The following is an 18,204-nucleotide window of genomic DNA, read 5'->3' on the forward strand; positions in this document are numbered from 1 at the left end:
GTAAAATTATCATGTGTTTTTATACTTTAACTACATATAAGGATCGATTAAATGGTAAACATTTTAAAGAAACTATACAATAATGATAAAAGAGAACTGAAAAAGTTTGAAAAAATTGCTAGTAAAGTTGAAGATCATGCAGAAGAGTATGGTCAACTTTCTGATGAAGAATTGCAGGCTAAAACACCTGAATTTCGTGATAGGCTAAAAAATGGTGAAAGTTTGGATTCACTTTTACCAGAAGCTTTTGCAGTTGCTCGTGAAGGTGCCAAAAGAGTTTTAGGACTTTACCCATTTCATGTTCAGGTTTTAGGTGGTATTGCACTGCATTATGGTAATATTGCTGAAATGATGACCGGTGAAGGCAAGACTTTGACTGCAACCATGCCTGTATATTTGAACGCACTAACAGGAAAAGGTGTTCATGTTGTTACTGTCAACGAATACTTATCCAGTCGTGACGCAGAAGAAATGGGTCAGCTATATAAATGGCTAGGCTTAACAGTTGGTCTTAATCTTAATGCGATGTCGCCAGATGAAAAACGGGAAGCTTATAGTTGTGATGTAACTTATTCAACTAACTCTGAACTTGGTTTTGACTATTTACGTGATAACATGGTTGTTTACAAGGAACAAATGGTTCAACGCGAGCTTAACTATGCTATTATCGATGAGGTCGACTCAATTTTAATTGATGAAGCTAGAACGCCATTGATTATTTCGGGTGAAGCCGAACAAGCTAATGGTGACTATATTCGTGCAGACCGTTTTGTCAAAACCCTTAAAGAGGATAAGAGTGATGATGATGCAGACGATGACAAAGACTATGGTGATTATAAGATTGACTGGCCTACTAAAACTATTTCGTTAACCAGAACAGGTATCCAAAAAGCTTGTGATCATTTTGGACTTAAAAATTTATACGATGTTGAGAATCAAAAACTAGTACACCATATTGATCAGGCTCTGAGAGCAAATTACATTATGCTTAAAGATATTGATTATGTTGTTCAAGATGGTGAAGTCTTAATTGTTGACTCGTTTACTGGTCGTGTTATGCAAGGACGGCGCTATTCTGATGGTTTGCACCAAGCTATTGAGGCAAAAGAAGGAGTAAAGATTCAAGAAGAATCCAAGACTCAGGCTACAATTACCTATCAGAACTTCTTTAGAATGTATAAAAAACTTGCCGGGATGACTGGTACTGCTAAAACGGAAGAAGAAGAGTTTCGTGAAATTTACAATATGCAGGTTATTACGATTCCAACAAACCGCCCGTTAATTAGAAAAGATAATCCTGATATTCTTTACCCAACTTTGTCATCTAAGTTTGCGGCTGTTGTCAATGAAATAAAAGACCGTCATTCTAAAGGTCAACCAGTTTTGGTCGGTACTGTCGCGGTTGAAAGTTCTGAAAGACTGAGTAAATTGCTTGACCAAGAAGGAATACCGCATGCGGTTCTGAATGCTAAAAACCATGCTAAAGAAGCTCAGATCATTATGAATGCTGGTCAACGCGGTGCCGTAACTATTGCTACTAACATGGCTGGTCGTGGTACTGACATTAAATTAGGGCCAGGTGTCAAAGAATTAGGTGGACTGTCTGTTATTGGTACCGAGCGTCATGAATCCCGTAGAATTGATAATCAGCTCCGTGGACGTTCCGGTCGTCAGGGTGACCCCGGTGTTACACGTTTTTATCTTTCACTTGAAGATGATTTGATGAAGCGTTTTGGTGGTGACAGGGTAAAAGATTTTCTTGATCGTCTATCAGATAATGACGATGATAAAGTGATTGAGAGTCGTCTGATCACCAGACAAGTTGAGTCAGCTCAAAAACGGGTTGAAGGTAATAACTACGATACTCGTAAGCAAACCCTGCAATATGATGATGTTATGCGTATTCAACGTGAAATTATTTACGGTGAAAGGATGCAAGTTATCGGCGAAGAAGATTCCCTCAAGGATGTTTTAATTCCGATGATTCGTCGTACTATTAACAGTCAAGTAGATATGTTTACGCAAGGTGATCGCAGCAAGTGGCGTCTTGATTCTTTGCGGGACTTTATTTCTTCCAGTTTAACCAACGAAGAAGAAACAGATGCAATTGATTTCAAAACAATTACAGTATCTGACTTAAAGCAAAAACTATATGATCTTGTTGAAGCTAATTACGAAGAAAAAGAAGAAATTTTAGCTGATCCTTCAGAAATGCTTGAATTTGAAAAAGTAGTTATATTGCGAGTAGTTGATGACCGCTGGACTGATCATATAGATGCAATGGATCAATTACGGCAATCAATTAGTTTACGTGGTTACGGTCAACTTAATCCGTTGGTTGAATACCAGGATTCTGGTTACAACATGTTTGAAGAAATGGTTTCAAATATTGAATTTGACGTAACTCGTTTATTTATGAAAGCTGAAATTAGACAAAATCTTAGTCGTTAACAGTTAAGATTGAAGAGAAAGCAGCTGCTTTCTCTTTTTTACTGAAATTTTATTAAGAATAAAGGTGTTATGCTTAAAAATGGAAATAAGTGAAATTCAAAATGAATTAGATAGTTTAAAAAAGCGGTTAGACCACTTTAGGGGGTCTCTTTGACTTAGATTCAATTACTGAAAATATTATTGTTAATGAAAATAAGATGCAAGATCCCTCTTTTTGGGATGATCAAGAAAAAGCCCAAAGCTTGATCAGTGAAACAAATTTGTTAAAAGAGAAACGCGATTCTTTTGATAAATTAAAGTCTGATTATGAAAATGAAATAACTGCAGTAGAGTTGCTGAGAGAAGAGCCAGATAATGATTTACAAAAAGAAGTTGAAGCAGATTTACAACAGTTGCAGACTGAATTTCATGATTATGAATTAGATTTGCTCTTATCTGGTAAATATGATAGTCATAATGCGCTTATTGAAATTCACCCTGGTGCTGGTGGTACTGAGGCTATGGACTGGGGGCAAATGCTTCTTAGAATGTATCAGCGTTATGCTGATATTAGGAATTTCAAGTTTGAAATTAATAATTATGAACCTGGAGAAGAAGCTGGTCTTAAAAGTGTCAGTGCAAAAATTACTGGCAAAAATGCCTATGGTCTAATGAAGTCGGAAAATGGGGTTCACCGGTTAGTTAGAATCTCACCATTTGATTCAGCTAAAAGAAGACATACGTCTTTTGCGTCTGTTGAGGTTATTCCGGAAATTGATGACAGTATTAAAGTAGATATTAATCCTAAGGACCTTCGTATTGATGTCTATCGTTCAAGTGGTGCAGGGGGACAACATATTAATAAAACTTCAAGTGCCGTTAGAATCACTCACTTGCCCACAGGAATTGTAACAACATCTCAGGCACAGCGATCTCAGCTGCAAAATAGGGAAACTGCGATGAATGAATTACGAGCAAAATTGTTTCATTTAGAAGAAGAAAAGAAACGTAAACACAAACAGGAACTTAAAGGTGACCAAAAAGAAATTGGCTGGGGTTCTCAAATTCGGTCTTATGTTTTTCATCCTTATAATTTGGTTAAAGATTTGCGCACAGGCTATGAAACTTCTGATACAAATGGTGTAATGGATGGTAAGCTGCAACCATTTGTTTATGCATATTTGCAGTGGCTTTTAAGTCAGGAAAATCCAGAGTAGGTGATTAGATGAGTTTTTGGGGAATTATTGGTTTAGTTTTACTTGCAGTAGTCATTTTGAGTATTATTTACTCCATGTTTCATGTCTTTATTTTGTTATTGCCCGCAGCTTTAGTTATTATTGGCATTATATGGCTTATTAACCATTTTACTAAAAATGATAAAAATAAGAGCGGAAATTCTGGTCCTGGTCCTTATAACTGGGGAAACTGGAACCAAAATAATGAAGCCAGACCAAAACGTAAAAAAGTACGTGATGCTAAAACTAAAGATGTCGACAAGTAAAAAGGGGCAATTTAAAATGACAAATGCGGTCAAATTAAAAAATTTAATTCGTGATAATAAAATTGTCCACGTTGTGCACGGAAAACAATATATTAACGATAAAGAAATTATAGTATCCGATATTTACAGACCAGGGTTGGAATTGACAGGATACTTTGATTTTTATCCGCGCCAGCGTATTCAGTTATTGGGTAGAACAGAAATTTCTTATGCTGCTAGGTTAGATCACGATAGCTTGGTCGATGTTTTTACTAAGCTTTGCACACCTGATACGCCGTGCTTTTTTGTGTCACGTTCTCTGCGTGTACCGCCTGAATTAGTTAAAGCTGCTGATGATGCACAAATTCCAATCCTTTCTTCACCTGAATCAACCACTTATGTTTCTAGTATATTAACGGAATATTTGCGCGAACGTCTGGCCGTTCGCGATACTATTCATGGTGTTCTGATTGAAGTCAAGGGTATGGGTGTCCTTTTGACTGGTGATTCCGGTGTTGGGAAATCTGAAACTGCCTTGGGTTTGATTCATCGTGGTCATCGTTTAATTGCCGATGATCGGGTTGATGTCTATCAAAAAGATGTTGAAACGGTGATGGGTGAAGCACCGGCCATTTTGAAGCATTTAATGGAAATTCGCGGCATTGGCATAATTGATGTCATGGATTTGTTTGGTGTTGGTGCCGTCAAAAGCCGTGAAAGTATTCAACTAGTAATCAAGCTTGTTAATTGGGATAATAAGGCAAATTACGATCGTTTAGGCTTTGAAGAGAGCAAACGTGATATTTGCAATGTTGAAGTGCCACAAATTACTATTCCAGTTAAAGTAGGCCGCAACATGGAAGACATTATTGAAATTGCCACAATGAATTTTCGTGCCAAAAGAAGTGGATACAACGCTACGAAAACTTTTGATAATAACTTAACGAAGTTAATTAAGAAAAACTCTAAAGAAGATTCAGCAAAGGATAAGAATAAATGACATTGACCATTAATCCTGTAGCATTTAAATTAGGAAACTTAAGTGTCAAATGGTATGGCGTTATCATGGCGGTGGCGATTATTTTAGCCGTATCAATGGCAATTATTGAGGGACGCAAGCGACAAATTGAAAGTGACGACTTCATGGATTTGCTATTATGGGCTGTTCCAATCGGATATATTGGCGCACGTATTTATTATGTTATCTTTGAGTGGGATTATTACTCACAGCATCTTGATCAGATAATTGCTATTTGGAATGGCGGCATCGCTATCTACGGTGGTCTGTTAGCTGGTTTGGCAGTTCTTTTGGTATTTTGTTATAAAAGAATGCTGCCCCCATTTTTGATGTTGGATGTTATTACTCCAGGTGTAATGGCGGCTCAGATATTGGGACGCTGGGGTAATTTTATTAACCAGGAAGCCCATGGTGAACCAACAACCTTAGCATTTTTACAAAGCTTGCATTTGCCTAATTTTATAATTAGCCAAATGAAAATTGGTGGAATCTACTACCAACCTACTTTCTTGTACGAATCTTTTTTTAATTTAATTGGTTTGTTAATAATATTGTTTTTGAGACATAAAAAGCATTTATTCAAACAAGGTGAAATATTCATGCTTTATTTGGCGTGGTATGCTGTGGTGCGCTTTTTTGTGGAAGGGATGCGGACTGACAGCCTTTATTTAATGGGTTCGATACGCGTTTCACAAATGCTTAGTTTAATACTATTTGCTGTGGTCGTAGGATTATTTATTTATCGCAGAAAAGTAGTTAAACCGAAATGGTATCTTGACGGCAGCGGCTTGAAGTATCCTTATAGTCGAGACTAAATAATTGTTTTAAGTGAAAGAGAGTTAGAAATGACAAAAATTGCAGTTTTAGGAGCAGGTTCATGGGGCACGGTTCTGGGATCGATGCTTGCTGATAAAGGCTATGAAATCGTATTGTACGGTAATAACGCAAAAGTTAATGATGAAGTTAATCAACACCATACTAATGAACATTACATGAAGAATTGGCAGGTAAATCAGACGGTTACTGCAACGGGTGATTTAAATCAAGCACTAAAGGATGCAGAAATCGTTTTATTTGTTCTGCCTACTCAGGCTATTCGCAGTGTTGCTCAAAATGTAAGCAAGGTGTTACAAAAGACTAATGCTAAGCCACTTATTGTGACAGCGACTAAGGGTATTGAGCCGGGATCTAAAAAATTGATTTCTGAAATATTGACAGAAGAAATCTATCCAGATGATGAGGACAAAATTGTAGCAATCTCAGGACCGAGTCATGCAGAAAGCGTAGCTCAAAAAGATTTAACTGCAATTTCATGTGCCTCAACAAGCAGGGAAAATGCACAAAAAGTCCAACAATTATTCTCAAATGATTATTTCCGCTTATATACTAACAATGACTTAATTGGCGTTGAAGTGGCAGGAGCAGTTAAAAATGTTATTGCTATTGCAGCTGGTATTTTAGTAGGAAAACATTATGGTGATGATGCAAAAGCAGCTTTAATGACTCGTGGCTTAGCTGAAATTACGCGTTTAGGAGTTAATTATTTTGGTGCTGATCCAATGACTTTCAGTGGACTTTCAGGAATAGGTGATTTAATTGTTACATGTACTTCAGTTAATTCACGTAATTGGCGTTGTGGTAAGCAATTAGGAGAAGGAAAGAGTCTTGATTACATATTGCAGAATATGGGTCAGGTTGTAGAAGGTGCTACAACAGTGAAAGCTGTGCATGAATTATGTCAGGAAAAGCAAATAGATATGCCAATCAGCGAAGCAATTTACCGAGTGTTATACCAAAATTCCAATGTTGACGATGAAATTACCAAGATGATGGGTAGAAGTCCTAAACAGGAAATTAGACTTTAGCGGTCAATTCGTTGTAACATTACTTACGAAAAATAAGAGAGTACTGGGGGTAAAACTATGACACAAAAGTATGACGTAATTATTGTAGGAGCAGGACCGGGTGGATTAACAGCTGCTCTTTATGCTTCTCGTGCAAATTTATCAGTTCTGATGCTTGATCGTGGTTTGTATGGCGGGCAAATGAATAATACCGATGCGATTGATAATTATCCTGGTTTCAGTGAAATAAAAGGACCTGAACTAGGTGAAAAAATGTATAATTCAATCATGAAATTTGGTACAAAATTTGAGTATGGCGATGTTCAAACAGTAACTATAGATGGTGACCAAAAAATAGTAAAAACAGATACTGGTGAATATAGTGCCCCTGCATTAATAATTGCTACAGGAGCTGATCATCGTCATTTAGGAGTACCAGGTGAAGATGAATATTCCGGTAAAGGTGTCTCTTATTGTGCGGTTTGTGATGCTGCCTTTTTTAAGAACGAAGACATTGCTGTTATAGGTGGTGGCGATTCCGCTATTGAAGAGGGAATTTATTTGGCACAAAGTGCTAAATCAGTCACAGTTATTCATCGTCGTGATCAATTAAGGGCTCAGCCGACTTTACAAAAACGTGCTTTTGCAAATTCTAAAATGCACTTTATTTGGAATGGTTTGACCGAATCTATTGATGGAGATGGCGAAAAGGTTACAGGAGTGACATACAAAGATAAAGAAACAGGAGAAGAGAAGCATTTGCAAACTCGAGGTGTCTTTATTTACGTTGGGGTTATTCCTCAAACAGCTCCATTTAAAGATTTGGGAATAACTGACGAGAAGGGCTGGATACCAACTGATGAACATATGAGAACCAAAGTTGATGGCATTTTTGCTTTAGGTGATGTGCGTGCTAAAGATCTGCGTCAGATTGCTAATGCAGTTGGTGATGGCAGTATAGCCGGTCAAGAAGCTTATAATTATCTCCAAGACTTAAATGATCGGTAAATGTAAAGATTAAAAAAAGAATTCATTTTAAATGAATTCTTTTTTTATTTTTACGGATGATAATAATGATAAATGCTAGAATAGAATCTATGAAACCGAATTTATTGCTAGAAAAAGGGGTACCTTATCTAAATGAAAGCTGAAAAAACATTTCAAGAATGGCAAAATGCACACAACATGCCTGATTACTTGCAAGAACAGTTAACAAAGCTGAGTCAAGATCCTAAATGGATTGCGGATGCATTTGGCCAAGACATTAACTTTGGAACCGCTGGAATGCGGGGCAGACTTGAGCCAGGGACTAATCGTATTAATTTATACACTATAGGTCGAATGACGGAAGGTTTGGCCCGTCTGATCGATGAAAAAGGTGACAAAGCTCAAAAAAGGGGTGTAGTGATTTCTTTTGATTCTCGCTACCACTCGCGCGAGTTTGCAGAGCATGCAGCTCAAATTTTAGGAGCTCATAATATTCGTGTTTATCTTTTTGATGATCTAAGACCAACTCCTGAGCTTTCATTTGCAGTAAGATATTTACATTCGTATGCAGGAATTAATATCACTGCTTCTCACAATGCTAAGCAATATAATGGTTACAAGGTTTATGGTGCTGATGGTGCCCAAATGGGGCCTGAAGATGCTGAGCGCGTTTTTGAACACTCCCAAAAAGTAACTAATATATTTTCTGTTAATACTGCACCAGTAGTTCAACTGCGGGCTCAGGGAACTTTGCGACTAATTGGAGAAGATATTGACGAGGCATATTTAACAGAACTGAAAATGGTAAATGTTAATACCGAACTTATAAAGCAAAATGCCGATAAGCTAACAATTATTTATACTCCTTTGCATGGTACAGGTAAAATGCTTTATGAACGAGCTTTTAGGCAAAGTGGTTTTAGTAATGTAATACCCGTTCCCAGTCAAGCAATCATCGATCCAGAATTTCCCACTACTAAAAAGCCAAATCCAGAATATCGTGATGTCTTTGATCCAGGGATTAAGCTGGCAAATGAAAAAAATGCCGATTTAATCATTGCAACTGACCCTGATGCAGATCGTATGGGTGCTTGTGTGCGAACAAAAAATGGTGACTTTCAAGTTTTAACAGGCAATCAGATTGCTACCTTGATGATTTACTATTTATTGGTTAATTTGAAAAATAATGGTCAACTCATAAGTGACTATGAATTAATTACTTCAATAGTCTCAAGCAGCATGCCGCTTAAAATTGCACAGGATTTTGGTATCAAAACAAAATCAGTTTTGACGGGTTTTAAATTTATTGGCGAAGAAATTGACCGCATGAATAAAATGCATGATGGCAAATTTTTAATGGGATTTGAAGAAAGTTATGGTTACCTTTTTAAACCATTTGCTCGAGATAAGGATGCTATGCAAGGGGCGTTAATGTTTGCTGAAGTAGCCTCTTATTATGCCTCAAGGAATATGACAGTCTTAGATGGTTTGAGTGAAATCTGGCAAAAATATGGCACATCGTATGAAATTACCAAAGCTATAGAAATGCCAGGAATTGGTGGACAAAAGAAAATGGCCGAATTGATGGCAAAATTGCGTTCTGAAAACTTACAAAAAATAAATGGAATCCCGGTCGTTAAAATTCAAGACTTTTTAAAGCAACAGGAATCTAATGAAGATGGCACTAAACCAATGAGAGATTTACCTAAATCAAATGTATTAAAATACTTTTTGGCCGATGAAACTTGGCTGGCTTTGCGGCCCTCAGGTACAGAACCAGTAATTAAAGCTTATGTTGGAGTAAATAAACCAGATATTGCTACTGCAACTGAAGCTGCTGAAAGTTATCAAAAAGCATTAGCAAAACTGTTAAAATAAAACAAAAAGGATGCGAAAATACGTTCGAGAGTGTAAAATGTAATAAGTCAAAATGAGAGTTGGGCTGTTTTGTCCAACTTTTTCTACGAGAGGTTTTTCGATGATTAAACGACAAGAAGAACGTAAATTTGATCTGGTTTCAAAATTTAATCCAGCAGGTGATCAGCAACAAGCTATCGACAAATTAGCTACTGGCTTCAAAAAAGGCTATAAGGAACAGATTTTAGAAGGTGCTACTGGTACAGGTAAAACTTTCACAATGGCCAATATTATTGCAAAATTAAATAAACCCACTTTAGTTATTTCTCATAATAAGACTTTAGTTGGCCAATTATATGGCGAATTTAAGGAATTTTTCCCTCATAATGCTGTTGACTATTTTGTTTCATATTATGATTATTACCAACCGGAAGCTTATGTGCCTCAATCCGATACTTATATTGAAAAGGACTCTGCAATTAATGATGAAATTGACCAGTTGCGTCACCAAGCTACCAGCGATTTGATGGAACGTAATGATGTCATTGTTGTTGCTTCGGTTTCGTGCATCTATGGTTTAGGTGATCCTAAAGAATATGCTGCAAGTGTGATTACTGTTCATGAAGGCGAAGAATATAATAGAAATACTCTGTTGCGTGATTTTGTTAATATCCAATATGATCGTAATGATATTGACTTTCAACGTGGTCGTTTTCGCGTTCGTGGAGATGTTGTAGAAGTTTTTCCTGCAGGTAATTCTAATCATGCTTATCGAATTGAATTTTTTGGCGATGAAATTGACAGAATTGTAGAAGTTGATGCCTTAACTGGTGAAGTAATTGGTGAAAGAGAAAGTATATCTCTGTTTCCTGCTACTCACTTTATGACTAATGAAGAACAAATGAGAAGGGCTCTTAAAGCAATTTCACAAGAAATGAAAATACAAGTGAAAAAATTTGAGGGTCAAGGTAAATTGTTAGAAGCTGAACGTATCAAGCAACGTACGACTTTTGACATGGAAATGATGGGCGAAGTCGGTTATACCAATGGTATCGAAAATTATTCTCGCCATATGGAAGGACGTAAAGAGGGAGAGCCACCGTATACTTTGCTGGATTTCTTCCCTGATGACTTTTTGATTTTAATTGATGAGTCTCATGCTACAATGCCGGAAATAAGGGCAATGTATAACGGAGACCGCAATCGTAAAAAGACATTAATCGATTATGGTTTTCGTTTACCGTCTGCTCTTGATAACAGACCTTTGCAACTCGCTGAATTTGAGAAGCACGTTAACCAAATTCTTTATGTTTCGGCAACTCCAGGTGATTATGAATTGCAGAGAACAAATCACAAAGTCGAACAAATTATCAGGCCGACAGGTTTGCTTGACCCTAAGATTGAAGTAAAACCGGTTGAAGGACAGATTGATGATCTTGTTGCCGAAATTAACAAACGAATTGAAAAGAATGAACGTGTTTTTGTTACTACTTTAACGAAAAAAATGGCAGAAGATTTGACGGATTATTTGAAGGATCTAGGCATCAAAGTGCAGTATCTGCATTCAGATGTTAAAACGTTGGAACGTATGCAGATATTGCGTGATCTGAGAACCGGTAAATATGACGTTTTAATTGGTATTAACTTGCTGCGTGAAGGCATTGATGTACCGGAAGTATCGCTGGTTGCAATCCTTGACGCGGATAAAGAGGGATTCTTGCGTTCATACAGACCTCTCGTTCAGACAATGGGTCGTGCTTCTAGAAATTCTGATGGTGCAGTAATAATGTATGCTGATACGATTACTGATTCAATGCGACAAGCCATTGAAGCAACGCAGAGAAGACGTAAATTACAGATTAAGTTTAATGAAGAACACGGCATGAAACCGAAAACCATTGTTAAGCCTATTAGAGATGTGATTTCTGCCACAAAAGTTGCTGATGAAGACGCTCAAACTGACAGTTTTGCCGATTTGAATTTTGATGAATTAACTGCCAAACAAAAGAGAACTATGATTAAAGACTTGCGTAAACAAATGCAGGAGGCTGCTAAGAAACTTGACTTTGAAGGAGCCGCTACTTTACGGGATGCGATCATGGAATTGGAGAGCTCAACTAGAAGCCCAATTAAGAAAAAAGGAAAAGCATTAAATGGTAAATGATAAGATTGTTATTCGGGGTGCCCGTGAACATAATTTAAAAGACATTAACCTGTCAATTCCTAAGGACAAATTGGTCGTTATTACTGGTTTGTCAGGTTCTGGGAAAAGTTCTTTAGCCTTTGATACTTTATATGCTGAAGGACGCAGAAGATATGTTCAGTCATTGTCAAGCTATGCACGGCAATTTTTGGGTCAAATGGACAAACCTGATGTTGATTCTATTGATGGTTTAAATCCTGCGATTTCAATTGATCAGAAAACTACCTCACATAATCCCAGGTCAACTGTTGGCACAGTGACTGAAATCAATGACTATCTACGATTATTATGGGCTCGAGTTGGGCATCCGGTTTGTCCAAATGATGGCACCTTAATTGAGCGTCAGTCAGTCGAGCAGATGGTAAATCGTATTTTAGCTTTACCTGAGCGAAGTCGTATTCAAATTCTGGCACCTGTAATTAGATCTAAAAGAGGTGCTCATAAAGAAGTTTTTAAACGGGTACAACGCGCCGGATATGTGCGTGTCATTGTCGATGGTACTATGCATGAGATTGGTGAAGAATTTGATTTAGAAAAGAATAAACGCCATTCAATTGATATCGTTGTTGATCGTTTAATTGTTAAAGAAGGTATTCGTTCGCGACTTTTTGATTCAGTAGAGGCTGCTTTGCGTTTATCGGATGGTTATATGAATGTTGATGTTATCGGTAGTGATATGATCAATTTTTCAGAGTACTATGCTTGTCCTAAATGTGGTTTTACTGTAGGTGAAATGGAACCGCGTCTATTTTCTTTTAACGCACCATTTGGAGCCTGTCCTGATTGTGATGGCTTGGGTGTGAAGTTATCAGTCGATGAAGATTTAGTCGTCCCAGATAAAAGTAAAACTTTGGCAGAAGGTGCAATCGCACCATGGAAGAATTCGAAGTACTATGGGGAAATGCTTGAACAAGCTTGTGCAGCGTTAAAAATTCCCCTAGACAAACCTTTTGGCAAATTAACCAAAAAGCAAAGAGAGACGATTCTGCATGGCTCGACTAAGAAAATTAAATTTCACGTAACTGGTGATTTTGGCGTTAATGACACTACTGCACCTTTTGAGGGTGCCATGGAAAATGTTGAAAGACGCTATTACCATCCAATGTCCAAATTCATGCGTGATGTTATGGGAAAATATATGACTGAGCTGACCTGTTCAACCTGTCATGGCAAGCGGTTAAATCGTAAAGCCCTGGCTGTCAAAGTCAATGGCAAAGACATTGCCGAAGCTTCTGATTTGGCAATTAGTCATGCTCTTGAATTTTTCACAAATATCAAACTTGACGAGCAGGAGTCAGTAATTGCAAAACCGATATTAAAAGAAGTGCGCGATCGACTCAATTTTTTGAATAGCGTAGGCTTAGATTACCTGACACTGTCACGTTCTGCTAACACTTTGTCTGGTGGCGAAGCTCAAAGAATTCGACTCGCAACTCAAATTGGTTCTAATCTTTCAGGTGTTATGTATGTTCTCGATGAGCCTTCAATTGGTTTGCATCAACGTGATAATGACAGGTTGATAGCTGCTTTAAAGCGCATGCGTGATTTGGGCAATTCACTTATCGTTGTCGAGCATGATGATGAAACTATGAGACAAGCTGACTACTTGATTGATATGGGGCCAGGTGCTGGTACATACGGCGGTGAGATTATGGCTGCCGGAACTCCTGAAGAAGTTGAACAAAACAATAAATCCTTAACCGGACAATATATGGCTGGTAAGAAGTTTGTCCCTGTGCCTTTGAAAAGGCGTAAAGGCAATGGCAAGAAAATCACATTAACAGGTGCGGCAGAAAATAATCTTAAAAACCTCAAGGTTGAGTTTCCCCTTGGCAAATTAATTGTGGTTACCGGAGTTTCCGGATCCGGCAAGTCAACTTTAGTTAATATGATATTAAAGCGTGCCTTGGCACAGAAATTAAATAGAAATCAAACCAAACCTGGCAAATATAAGAGCATTAGCGGATATCAAAATATTGAAAAGATTATTGATATTGACCAAAGCCCAATCGGACGCACTCCACGTAGTAATCCCGCCACATATACCAGCGTCTTTGATGATATTAGAGCGCTGTTTGCTCAGACAAATGAAGCCAAGCTTCGCGGTTATACCAAAGCACGTTTTTCATTTAATGTTAAAGGTGGTCGTTGTGAAGCCTGTCATGGTGACGGTATTATTAAAATAGAAATGAATTTCCTACCGGATGTTTATGTTCCGTGTGAAGTATGTCATGGCAGTCGCTACAATTCTGAAACTTTAGAAGTTACATACCGTAAGAAGAACATTGCACAAGTATTGGATATGACAATCAGTGAGGCTTGTACATTTTTCAAAAAAATTCCTAAGATTGCTCGTAAATTGCAGACAATCGTGGACGTTGGTTTAGGCTACGTCAAATTGGGTCAGTCTGCTACTACTCTTTCTGGTGGTGAAGCTCAAAGAATGAAGCTGGCAGCTGAACTGCAAAAGTTATCAACGGGAAAGAATTTCTATATTCTTGATGAACCTACAACTGGACTACATACCGATGATATCAAGCGTTTATTGGAAGTATTGCAAAGATTGGTTGATCAAGGAAATACCGTTTTAATAATTGAACACAATTTAGATGTGATTAAAAATGCTGACTGGTTGATTGACCTTGGACCCGAAGGAGGGGAAGCTGGGGGCAAAATTGTTGCTACCGGAACCCCAGAGCAAGTAGCCAAAGTTAAAGAAAGCTACACGGGGCAATATTTAAAACCAGTGCTAAAAAGGGACACAGCATTAACTAAAAAGGCTAGTGAAAAACCAGGTAAATAGTATTAATTATTTACAATAAAGTGTACAATATAGCGCAAGGAGGAATAAAAATGGATAATTTTTCTAGTTACAGAGGAAATCGCGGGTTTAACTGGGCCGCATTTATTTCTGGTATATTAATGATAATTGCTGGACTATTTTTATTGCGCCATCCTGGTAAAGCGCTACATGCATTTGTTTTGCTTTTTGCTATCGTTTCCATTGTCCAAGGTTTTGTTTGGTTAGTATTTTACAGCCGTTTTAGGTATTTTATCCCTTCTAGCTGGTTGTCAATAGTTTCTGGAGTGCTTGATATTATCGTAGGAATTTTATTTCTCTATTCCTATGATGCTGGTGGATTAACTATTGCATATTTATTTGCATTTTGGTTTCTATTTGACTCAATCTCTGGCATTATTTTTTCTTGGAATATGAGAAAGGTTTCTACCTTTTTCTTTTGGATAAACATTATTTTAAACATTTTGGGATTGTTAATAGCAATTAGTTTGATGTTTAATCCGGCATTATCTGCATTAACCTTGATTTGGCTAGTGTCTTTCTGGCTATTGATCTTTGGAATTAACGAAATTATTGCTGCATTTGTTAACAGATAATGTATGAAAAAGTTCAAATGAACTTTTTTTTTACCCAAAAAAGTAAGGGCACACCTGGTATGTTATAATTTTAGTAATAGGAGGTCAGCAAAAATGGCTAAGCACAAAAAGCAGCTACTGATTGTTACTGGAATGAGTGGTGCAGGAAAAACCGTAGCTTCTCATGCTTTAGAAGACATGGGCTATTTTGTAGTAGATAATTTGCCTCCAACGCTTTTGCCAAGTTTTTGGGACTTGATCGTGAATTCAGATGGTTTTACCAAAGTGGCCGTGGTAATTGATTTACGTGTTAGACGGTTTTATAAGGATTTGGATAATGAAATCAATTCACTTGAAGATAACGGCAATGTTCAAACAAGGATAGTCTTTTTAGATGCGACAAATAATACTTTAGTAGCACGCTATAAAGAAACAAGGCGTGTACCACCTTTGGCCAATAACGGTCGTTTACTTGATGGTATCCTAGAAGAGAGACGAATTTTAACCGGCATCAAAAGTCGTGCAAATGACATAATTGATACGTCTAATCTAAGTCCAAAAGAATTGAAACAAGAGATGGCTAATAGATTTAGTGAAAAGCATAAACAGCCCTTTTCAATTGAAGTATTATCTTTTGGCTTTAAATATGGCATGCCGATTGACGCTGATATTGTGATGGATGTCAGATTTTTACCTAATCCATTTTACATTCCAGAATTGCGACCATTTACCGGTCTTGATAAGAGAGTTTTTAATTATGTGATGGAGAAAAAAGAAACTCGCAGCTTTTATCAGAAATTTTTGGATTTATTAAAAGATGCTTTACCAGGATATATCAAAGAAGGTAAAAGCAAGTTAACTATTGCGATTGGTTGTACAGGTGGACAGCACCGCAGTGTAGCAATCGCACACCAATTAGCAAAAGATTTGGCTGAAGATTACACGGTTGACATCACCCATCGTGAAATTAGTCGTTACGCTAGAAATAGGTGATTAAATGACATTTGATGAAAAAGCAATTTGCACTACGAAAAGCAGGAGACCTAAGGTTGTAGTTATTGGTGGCGGTACAGGGTTGCCGGTTGTTTTAAATGCGCTCAAAGAGAAGAATGCTGATATCACAGCGATAGTGACAGTATCAGATGACGGAGGTTCTTCTGGTTCTATTCGCAATTTTATTAATGTTGTTCCACCTGGTGATATCCGTAATGTTTTAGTTTCGTTAAGTGAAATTTCCCAGGAAGAAAAAGATGTCTTCCAGTATCGCTTTGATTCTTCCGATTCATTTTTCTCTGGCCATGCCATTGGTAATTTGATTATCGCTGCTTTGAATGAAATGCACGGAAATATTTTTGATGCAGTACAGTCTTTATCTACAATGATGAGAGTGGACGGCCATGTTTTTCCAGCCTCTAATGAGCCCTTAACGCTCAATGCAGAATTTGTTGATGGTTCTATTCAAGATGGTGAAAAAGAAATTACTGATAAAGACAAAAGAATTAAACGAGTATGGGTTACAAATACAAATTCCAAGTCTGAACCAGAAGCTGTACCGCCAGTTTTGGAGGCAATAAAAAATGCTGATGCTGTAGTCTTAGGACCAGGAAGTTTGTTTACATCAATCTTGCCTAATCTAATGATTCCTAATTTAGGAGATGCCGTCAAAAAAACTAATGCAGAGGTAATTTATATATGCAATATTATGACACAATTAGGTGAGACCGATCATTTTTCAGATTGTGATCATGTAAGAGTAATCAATGCCCATCTTGGCGGACACTACATTAATACGACTTTGGTTAATGGTGCCAAAATAGATATGTCTAAGTTCAATCCTAAAGATTATGACGCCTACCTTGAACCTGTTAAAAATGATTTCAAGGGATTGCGTGAGCAGGGGTGTCGCGTGATTACTGATGATTTTATTGACCAGCATAGTGGCTTGGTTTTTCATGATGGTAAAAAAGTAGCTGAGGAAATCATCAACTTGGCATATGCCGCAATGTCTCGCAGGAAGGAATAACAAACAATGGCAAGCTATGCAAGTAATGTGAAAAAAGAGTTGACCTCATTACCTATTCATCCTGAACATGCTAAAGCAGAATTGGCTGCTTTTTTGCGCATGAATGGTGTCTTAAATTTTCACGAGCATCAGTTTAGCCTTGATATAACTACTGAAAATCCTGCAATTGCCAGACGTATATTTTCTTTAATAAAAACTGCATATAAAGTTGAGCCACAATTAATAGTTTCACGCAAAATGAAGCTTAAGAAAAATAACCAGTATTTGGTACGACTGCAAAATCATGTCAAAGAAATACTGAATAATTTAGAAATTTTAACGCCCTCGTTAAATTTAATCACCAGAATCCCAGACAGAATCATTAAGTCACGTGAAGGAGCAATGTCATATCTCAGGGGTGCGTTTTTAGCCAGTGGAAGTGTGAATAATCCCAATACGAGCAGGTATCATTTAGAGATTTATTCTATTTATCAAGATCATAATGATGATTTACTTAAGATTATGAATGATCGTTTTAATTTGAATGCTAAAAGTACGAAAAGACGACGAGGTTATATTGTATACCTAAAAGAAGCTGAAAAAATTGGTGACTTTTTACATATTGTTGGAGCGTTGAATGCGATGCTGTCTTTTGAAGATCTGCGCATTATGCGTGACATGCGGAATTCTGTGAACCGGCTTGTTAATTGTGATACAGCCAATTTAAAAAAGACGGCAAATGCTGCAGCGAAACAGGTTGAAGACATTGAGCTAATTGAGCGCAAAATTGGCTTAGAAAATATTCCTGAAAAATTGCGGGGTTTGGCTAGACTAAGATTAGATGAACCGGAACTTTCACTCAAAGAAATAGCACAGCAAGTTCCGGACGGTCCGATATCAAAATCAGGAGTCAATCATCGTTTTAAAAAAATTCATGATATAGCAGAAAAAATACAGAAATAAAAAAGAAACCCATCCATGCGGATGGGTTTCTTCTTTAATACAAGC

Annotated in this window: 14 protein-coding genes; all 14 read left to right on the forward strand. The window is 37.3% G+C overall.

What is annotated here, in order from left to right:
* Window positions 1-51: 51 nt before the first annotated feature.
* Window positions 52-2,451, forward strand: coding sequence for a preprotein translocase subunit SecA (gene secA, locus LACWKB10_RS00820; RefSeq protein WP_034977457.1), 2,400 nt, complete (start codon window positions 52-54; stop codon window positions 2,449-2,451).
* A 79-nt stretch (window positions 2,452-2,530) separates the two neighbouring features.
* A protein-coding gene (gene prfB, locus LACWKB10_RS00825) for a peptide chain release factor 2 (RefSeq protein WP_162833768.1) occupies window positions 2,531-3,647 on the forward strand; the annotation gives its coding sequence in 2 pieces (ribosomal slippage) (window positions 2,531-2,602 and window positions 2,604-3,647; 1,116 coding nt in all).
* Window positions 3,648-3,655: 8 nt separating this feature from the next.
* Complete coding sequence (locus tag LACWKB10_RS00830) at window positions 3,656-3,931, forward strand: hypothetical protein (RefSeq protein WP_034977462.1); 276 nt, start codon at window positions 3,656-3,658, stop codon at window positions 3,929-3,931.
* Between the two features lie 16 nt (window positions 3,932-3,947).
* Window positions 3,948-4,910 (forward strand): HPr(Ser) kinase/phosphatase, encoded by a 963-nt coding sequence (gene hprK / locus LACWKB10_RS00835; protein WP_034977465.1) that lies wholly within the window; start codon window positions 3,948-3,950, stop codon window positions 4,908-4,910.
* Window positions 4,907-5,743: a prolipoprotein diacylglyceryl transferase gene (gene lgt / locus LACWKB10_RS00840; RefSeq protein WP_034977468.1), complete on the forward strand. Its 837-nt coding sequence runs from the start codon at window positions 4,907-4,909 to the stop codon at window positions 5,741-5,743. Before hprK ends, lgt begins: the two co-directional genes overlap by 4 nt.
* A gap of 30 nt (window positions 5,744-5,773) precedes the next feature.
* The gene (locus LACWKB10_RS00845; RefSeq protein ID WP_034977470.1) at window positions 5,774-6,793 is read left to right on the forward strand and encodes an NAD(P)H-dependent glycerol-3-phosphate dehydrogenase; all 1,020 of its coding nucleotides are present in this window, start codon (window positions 5,774-5,776) and stop codon (window positions 6,791-6,793) included.
* A gap of 57 nt (window positions 6,794-6,850) precedes the next feature.
* Window positions 6,851-7,780, forward strand: coding sequence for a thioredoxin-disulfide reductase (trxB, locus tag LACWKB10_RS00850; protein WP_034977473.1), 930 nt, complete (start codon window positions 6,851-6,853; stop codon window positions 7,778-7,780).
* Between the two features lie 132 nt (window positions 7,781-7,912).
* A complete protein-coding gene (locus LACWKB10_RS00855; RefSeq protein ID WP_034977476.1) occupies window positions 7,913-9,637 on the forward strand; it encodes a phospho-sugar mutase in 1,725 nt (574 codons plus the stop codon).
* Window positions 9,638-9,737: 100 nt separating this feature from the next.
* Window positions 9,738-11,780, forward strand: coding sequence for an excinuclease ABC subunit UvrB (gene uvrB / locus LACWKB10_RS00860; RefSeq protein WP_034977480.1), 2,043 nt, complete (start codon window positions 9,738-9,740; stop codon window positions 11,778-11,780).
* A complete protein-coding gene (gene uvrA, locus LACWKB10_RS00865) occupies window positions 11,770-14,622 on the forward strand; it encodes an excinuclease ABC subunit UvrA (RefSeq protein WP_034977483.1) in 2,853 nt (950 codons plus the stop codon). Before uvrB ends, uvrA begins: the two co-directional genes overlap by 11 nt.
* A gap of 29 nt (window positions 14,623-14,651) precedes the next feature.
* Window positions 14,652-15,215 (forward strand): HdeD family acid-resistance protein, encoded by a 564-nt coding sequence (locus LACWKB10_RS00870; RefSeq protein ID WP_255358030.1) that lies wholly within the window; start codon window positions 14,652-14,654, stop codon window positions 15,213-15,215.
* A gap of 93 nt (window positions 15,216-15,308) precedes the next feature.
* Entirely contained in the window at window positions 15,309-16,187 is an 879-nt protein-coding gene (gene rapZ, locus LACWKB10_RS00875; protein WP_034977488.1) for an RNase adapter RapZ, read from the forward strand.
* Between the two features lie 4 nt (window positions 16,188-16,191).
* The gene (gene yvcK, locus LACWKB10_RS00880) at window positions 16,192-17,217 is read left to right on the forward strand and encodes a gluconeogenesis factor YvcK family protein (protein ID WP_034977491.1); all 1,026 of its coding nucleotides are present in this window, start codon (window positions 16,192-16,194) and stop codon (window positions 17,215-17,217) included.
* Between the two features lie 6 nt (window positions 17,218-17,223).
* The gene (gene whiA, locus LACWKB10_RS00885) at window positions 17,224-18,159 is read left to right on the forward strand and encodes a DNA-binding protein WhiA (protein ID WP_034977494.1); all 936 of its coding nucleotides are present in this window, start codon (window positions 17,224-17,226) and stop codon (window positions 18,157-18,159) included.
* The last annotated feature ends 45 nt before the right edge of the window (window positions 18,160-18,204 follow it).

The organism is Lactobacillus sp. wkB10 (genome assembly GCF_000760615.1).
Lineage (GTDB): Bacteria > Bacillota > Bacilli > Lactobacillales > Lactobacillaceae > Lactobacillus > Lactobacillus huangpiensis.

Coding starts and splice junctions, on each gene's coding strand:
- LACWKB10_RS00845 (WP_034977470.1), top strand. CDS start 5,774: ATGACAAAAATTGCAGTTTTAGGAGCAGGTTCATGGGGCACGGTTCTG.
- secA (WP_034977457.1), top strand. CDS start 52: ATGGTAAACATTTTAAAGAAACTATACAATAATGATAAAAGAGAACTG.
- whiA (WP_034977494.1), top strand. CDS start 17,224: ATGGCAAGCTATGCAAGTAATGTGAAAAAAGAGTTGACCTCATTACCT.
- LACWKB10_RS00830 (WP_034977462.1), top strand. CDS start 3,656: ATGAGTTTTTGGGGAATTATTGGTTTAGTTTTACTTGCAGTAGTCATT.
- uvrA (WP_034977483.1), top strand. CDS start 11,770: ATGGTAAATGATAAGATTGTTATTCGGGGTGCCCGTGAACATAATTTA.
- rapZ (WP_034977488.1), top strand. CDS start 15,309: ATGGCTAAGCACAAAAAGCAGCTACTGATTGTTACTGGAATGAGTGGT.
- lgt (WP_034977468.1), top strand. CDS start 4,907: ATGACATTGACCATTAATCCTGTAGCATTTAAATTAGGAAACTTAAGT.
- LACWKB10_RS00855 (WP_034977476.1), top strand. CDS start 7,913: ATGAAAGCTGAAAAAACATTTCAAGAATGGCAAAATGCACACAACATG.
- yvcK (WP_034977491.1), top strand. CDS start 16,192: ATGACATTTGATGAAAAAGCAATTTGCACTACGAAAAGCAGGAGACCT.
- uvrB (WP_034977480.1), top strand. CDS start 9,738: ATGATTAAACGACAAGAAGAACGTAAATTTGATCTGGTTTCAAAATTT.
- trxB (WP_034977473.1), top strand. CDS start 6,851: ATGACACAAAAGTATGACGTAATTATTGTAGGAGCAGGACCGGGTGGA.
- hprK (WP_034977465.1), top strand. CDS start 3,948: ATGACAAATGCGGTCAAATTAAAAAATTTAATTCGTGATAATAAAATT.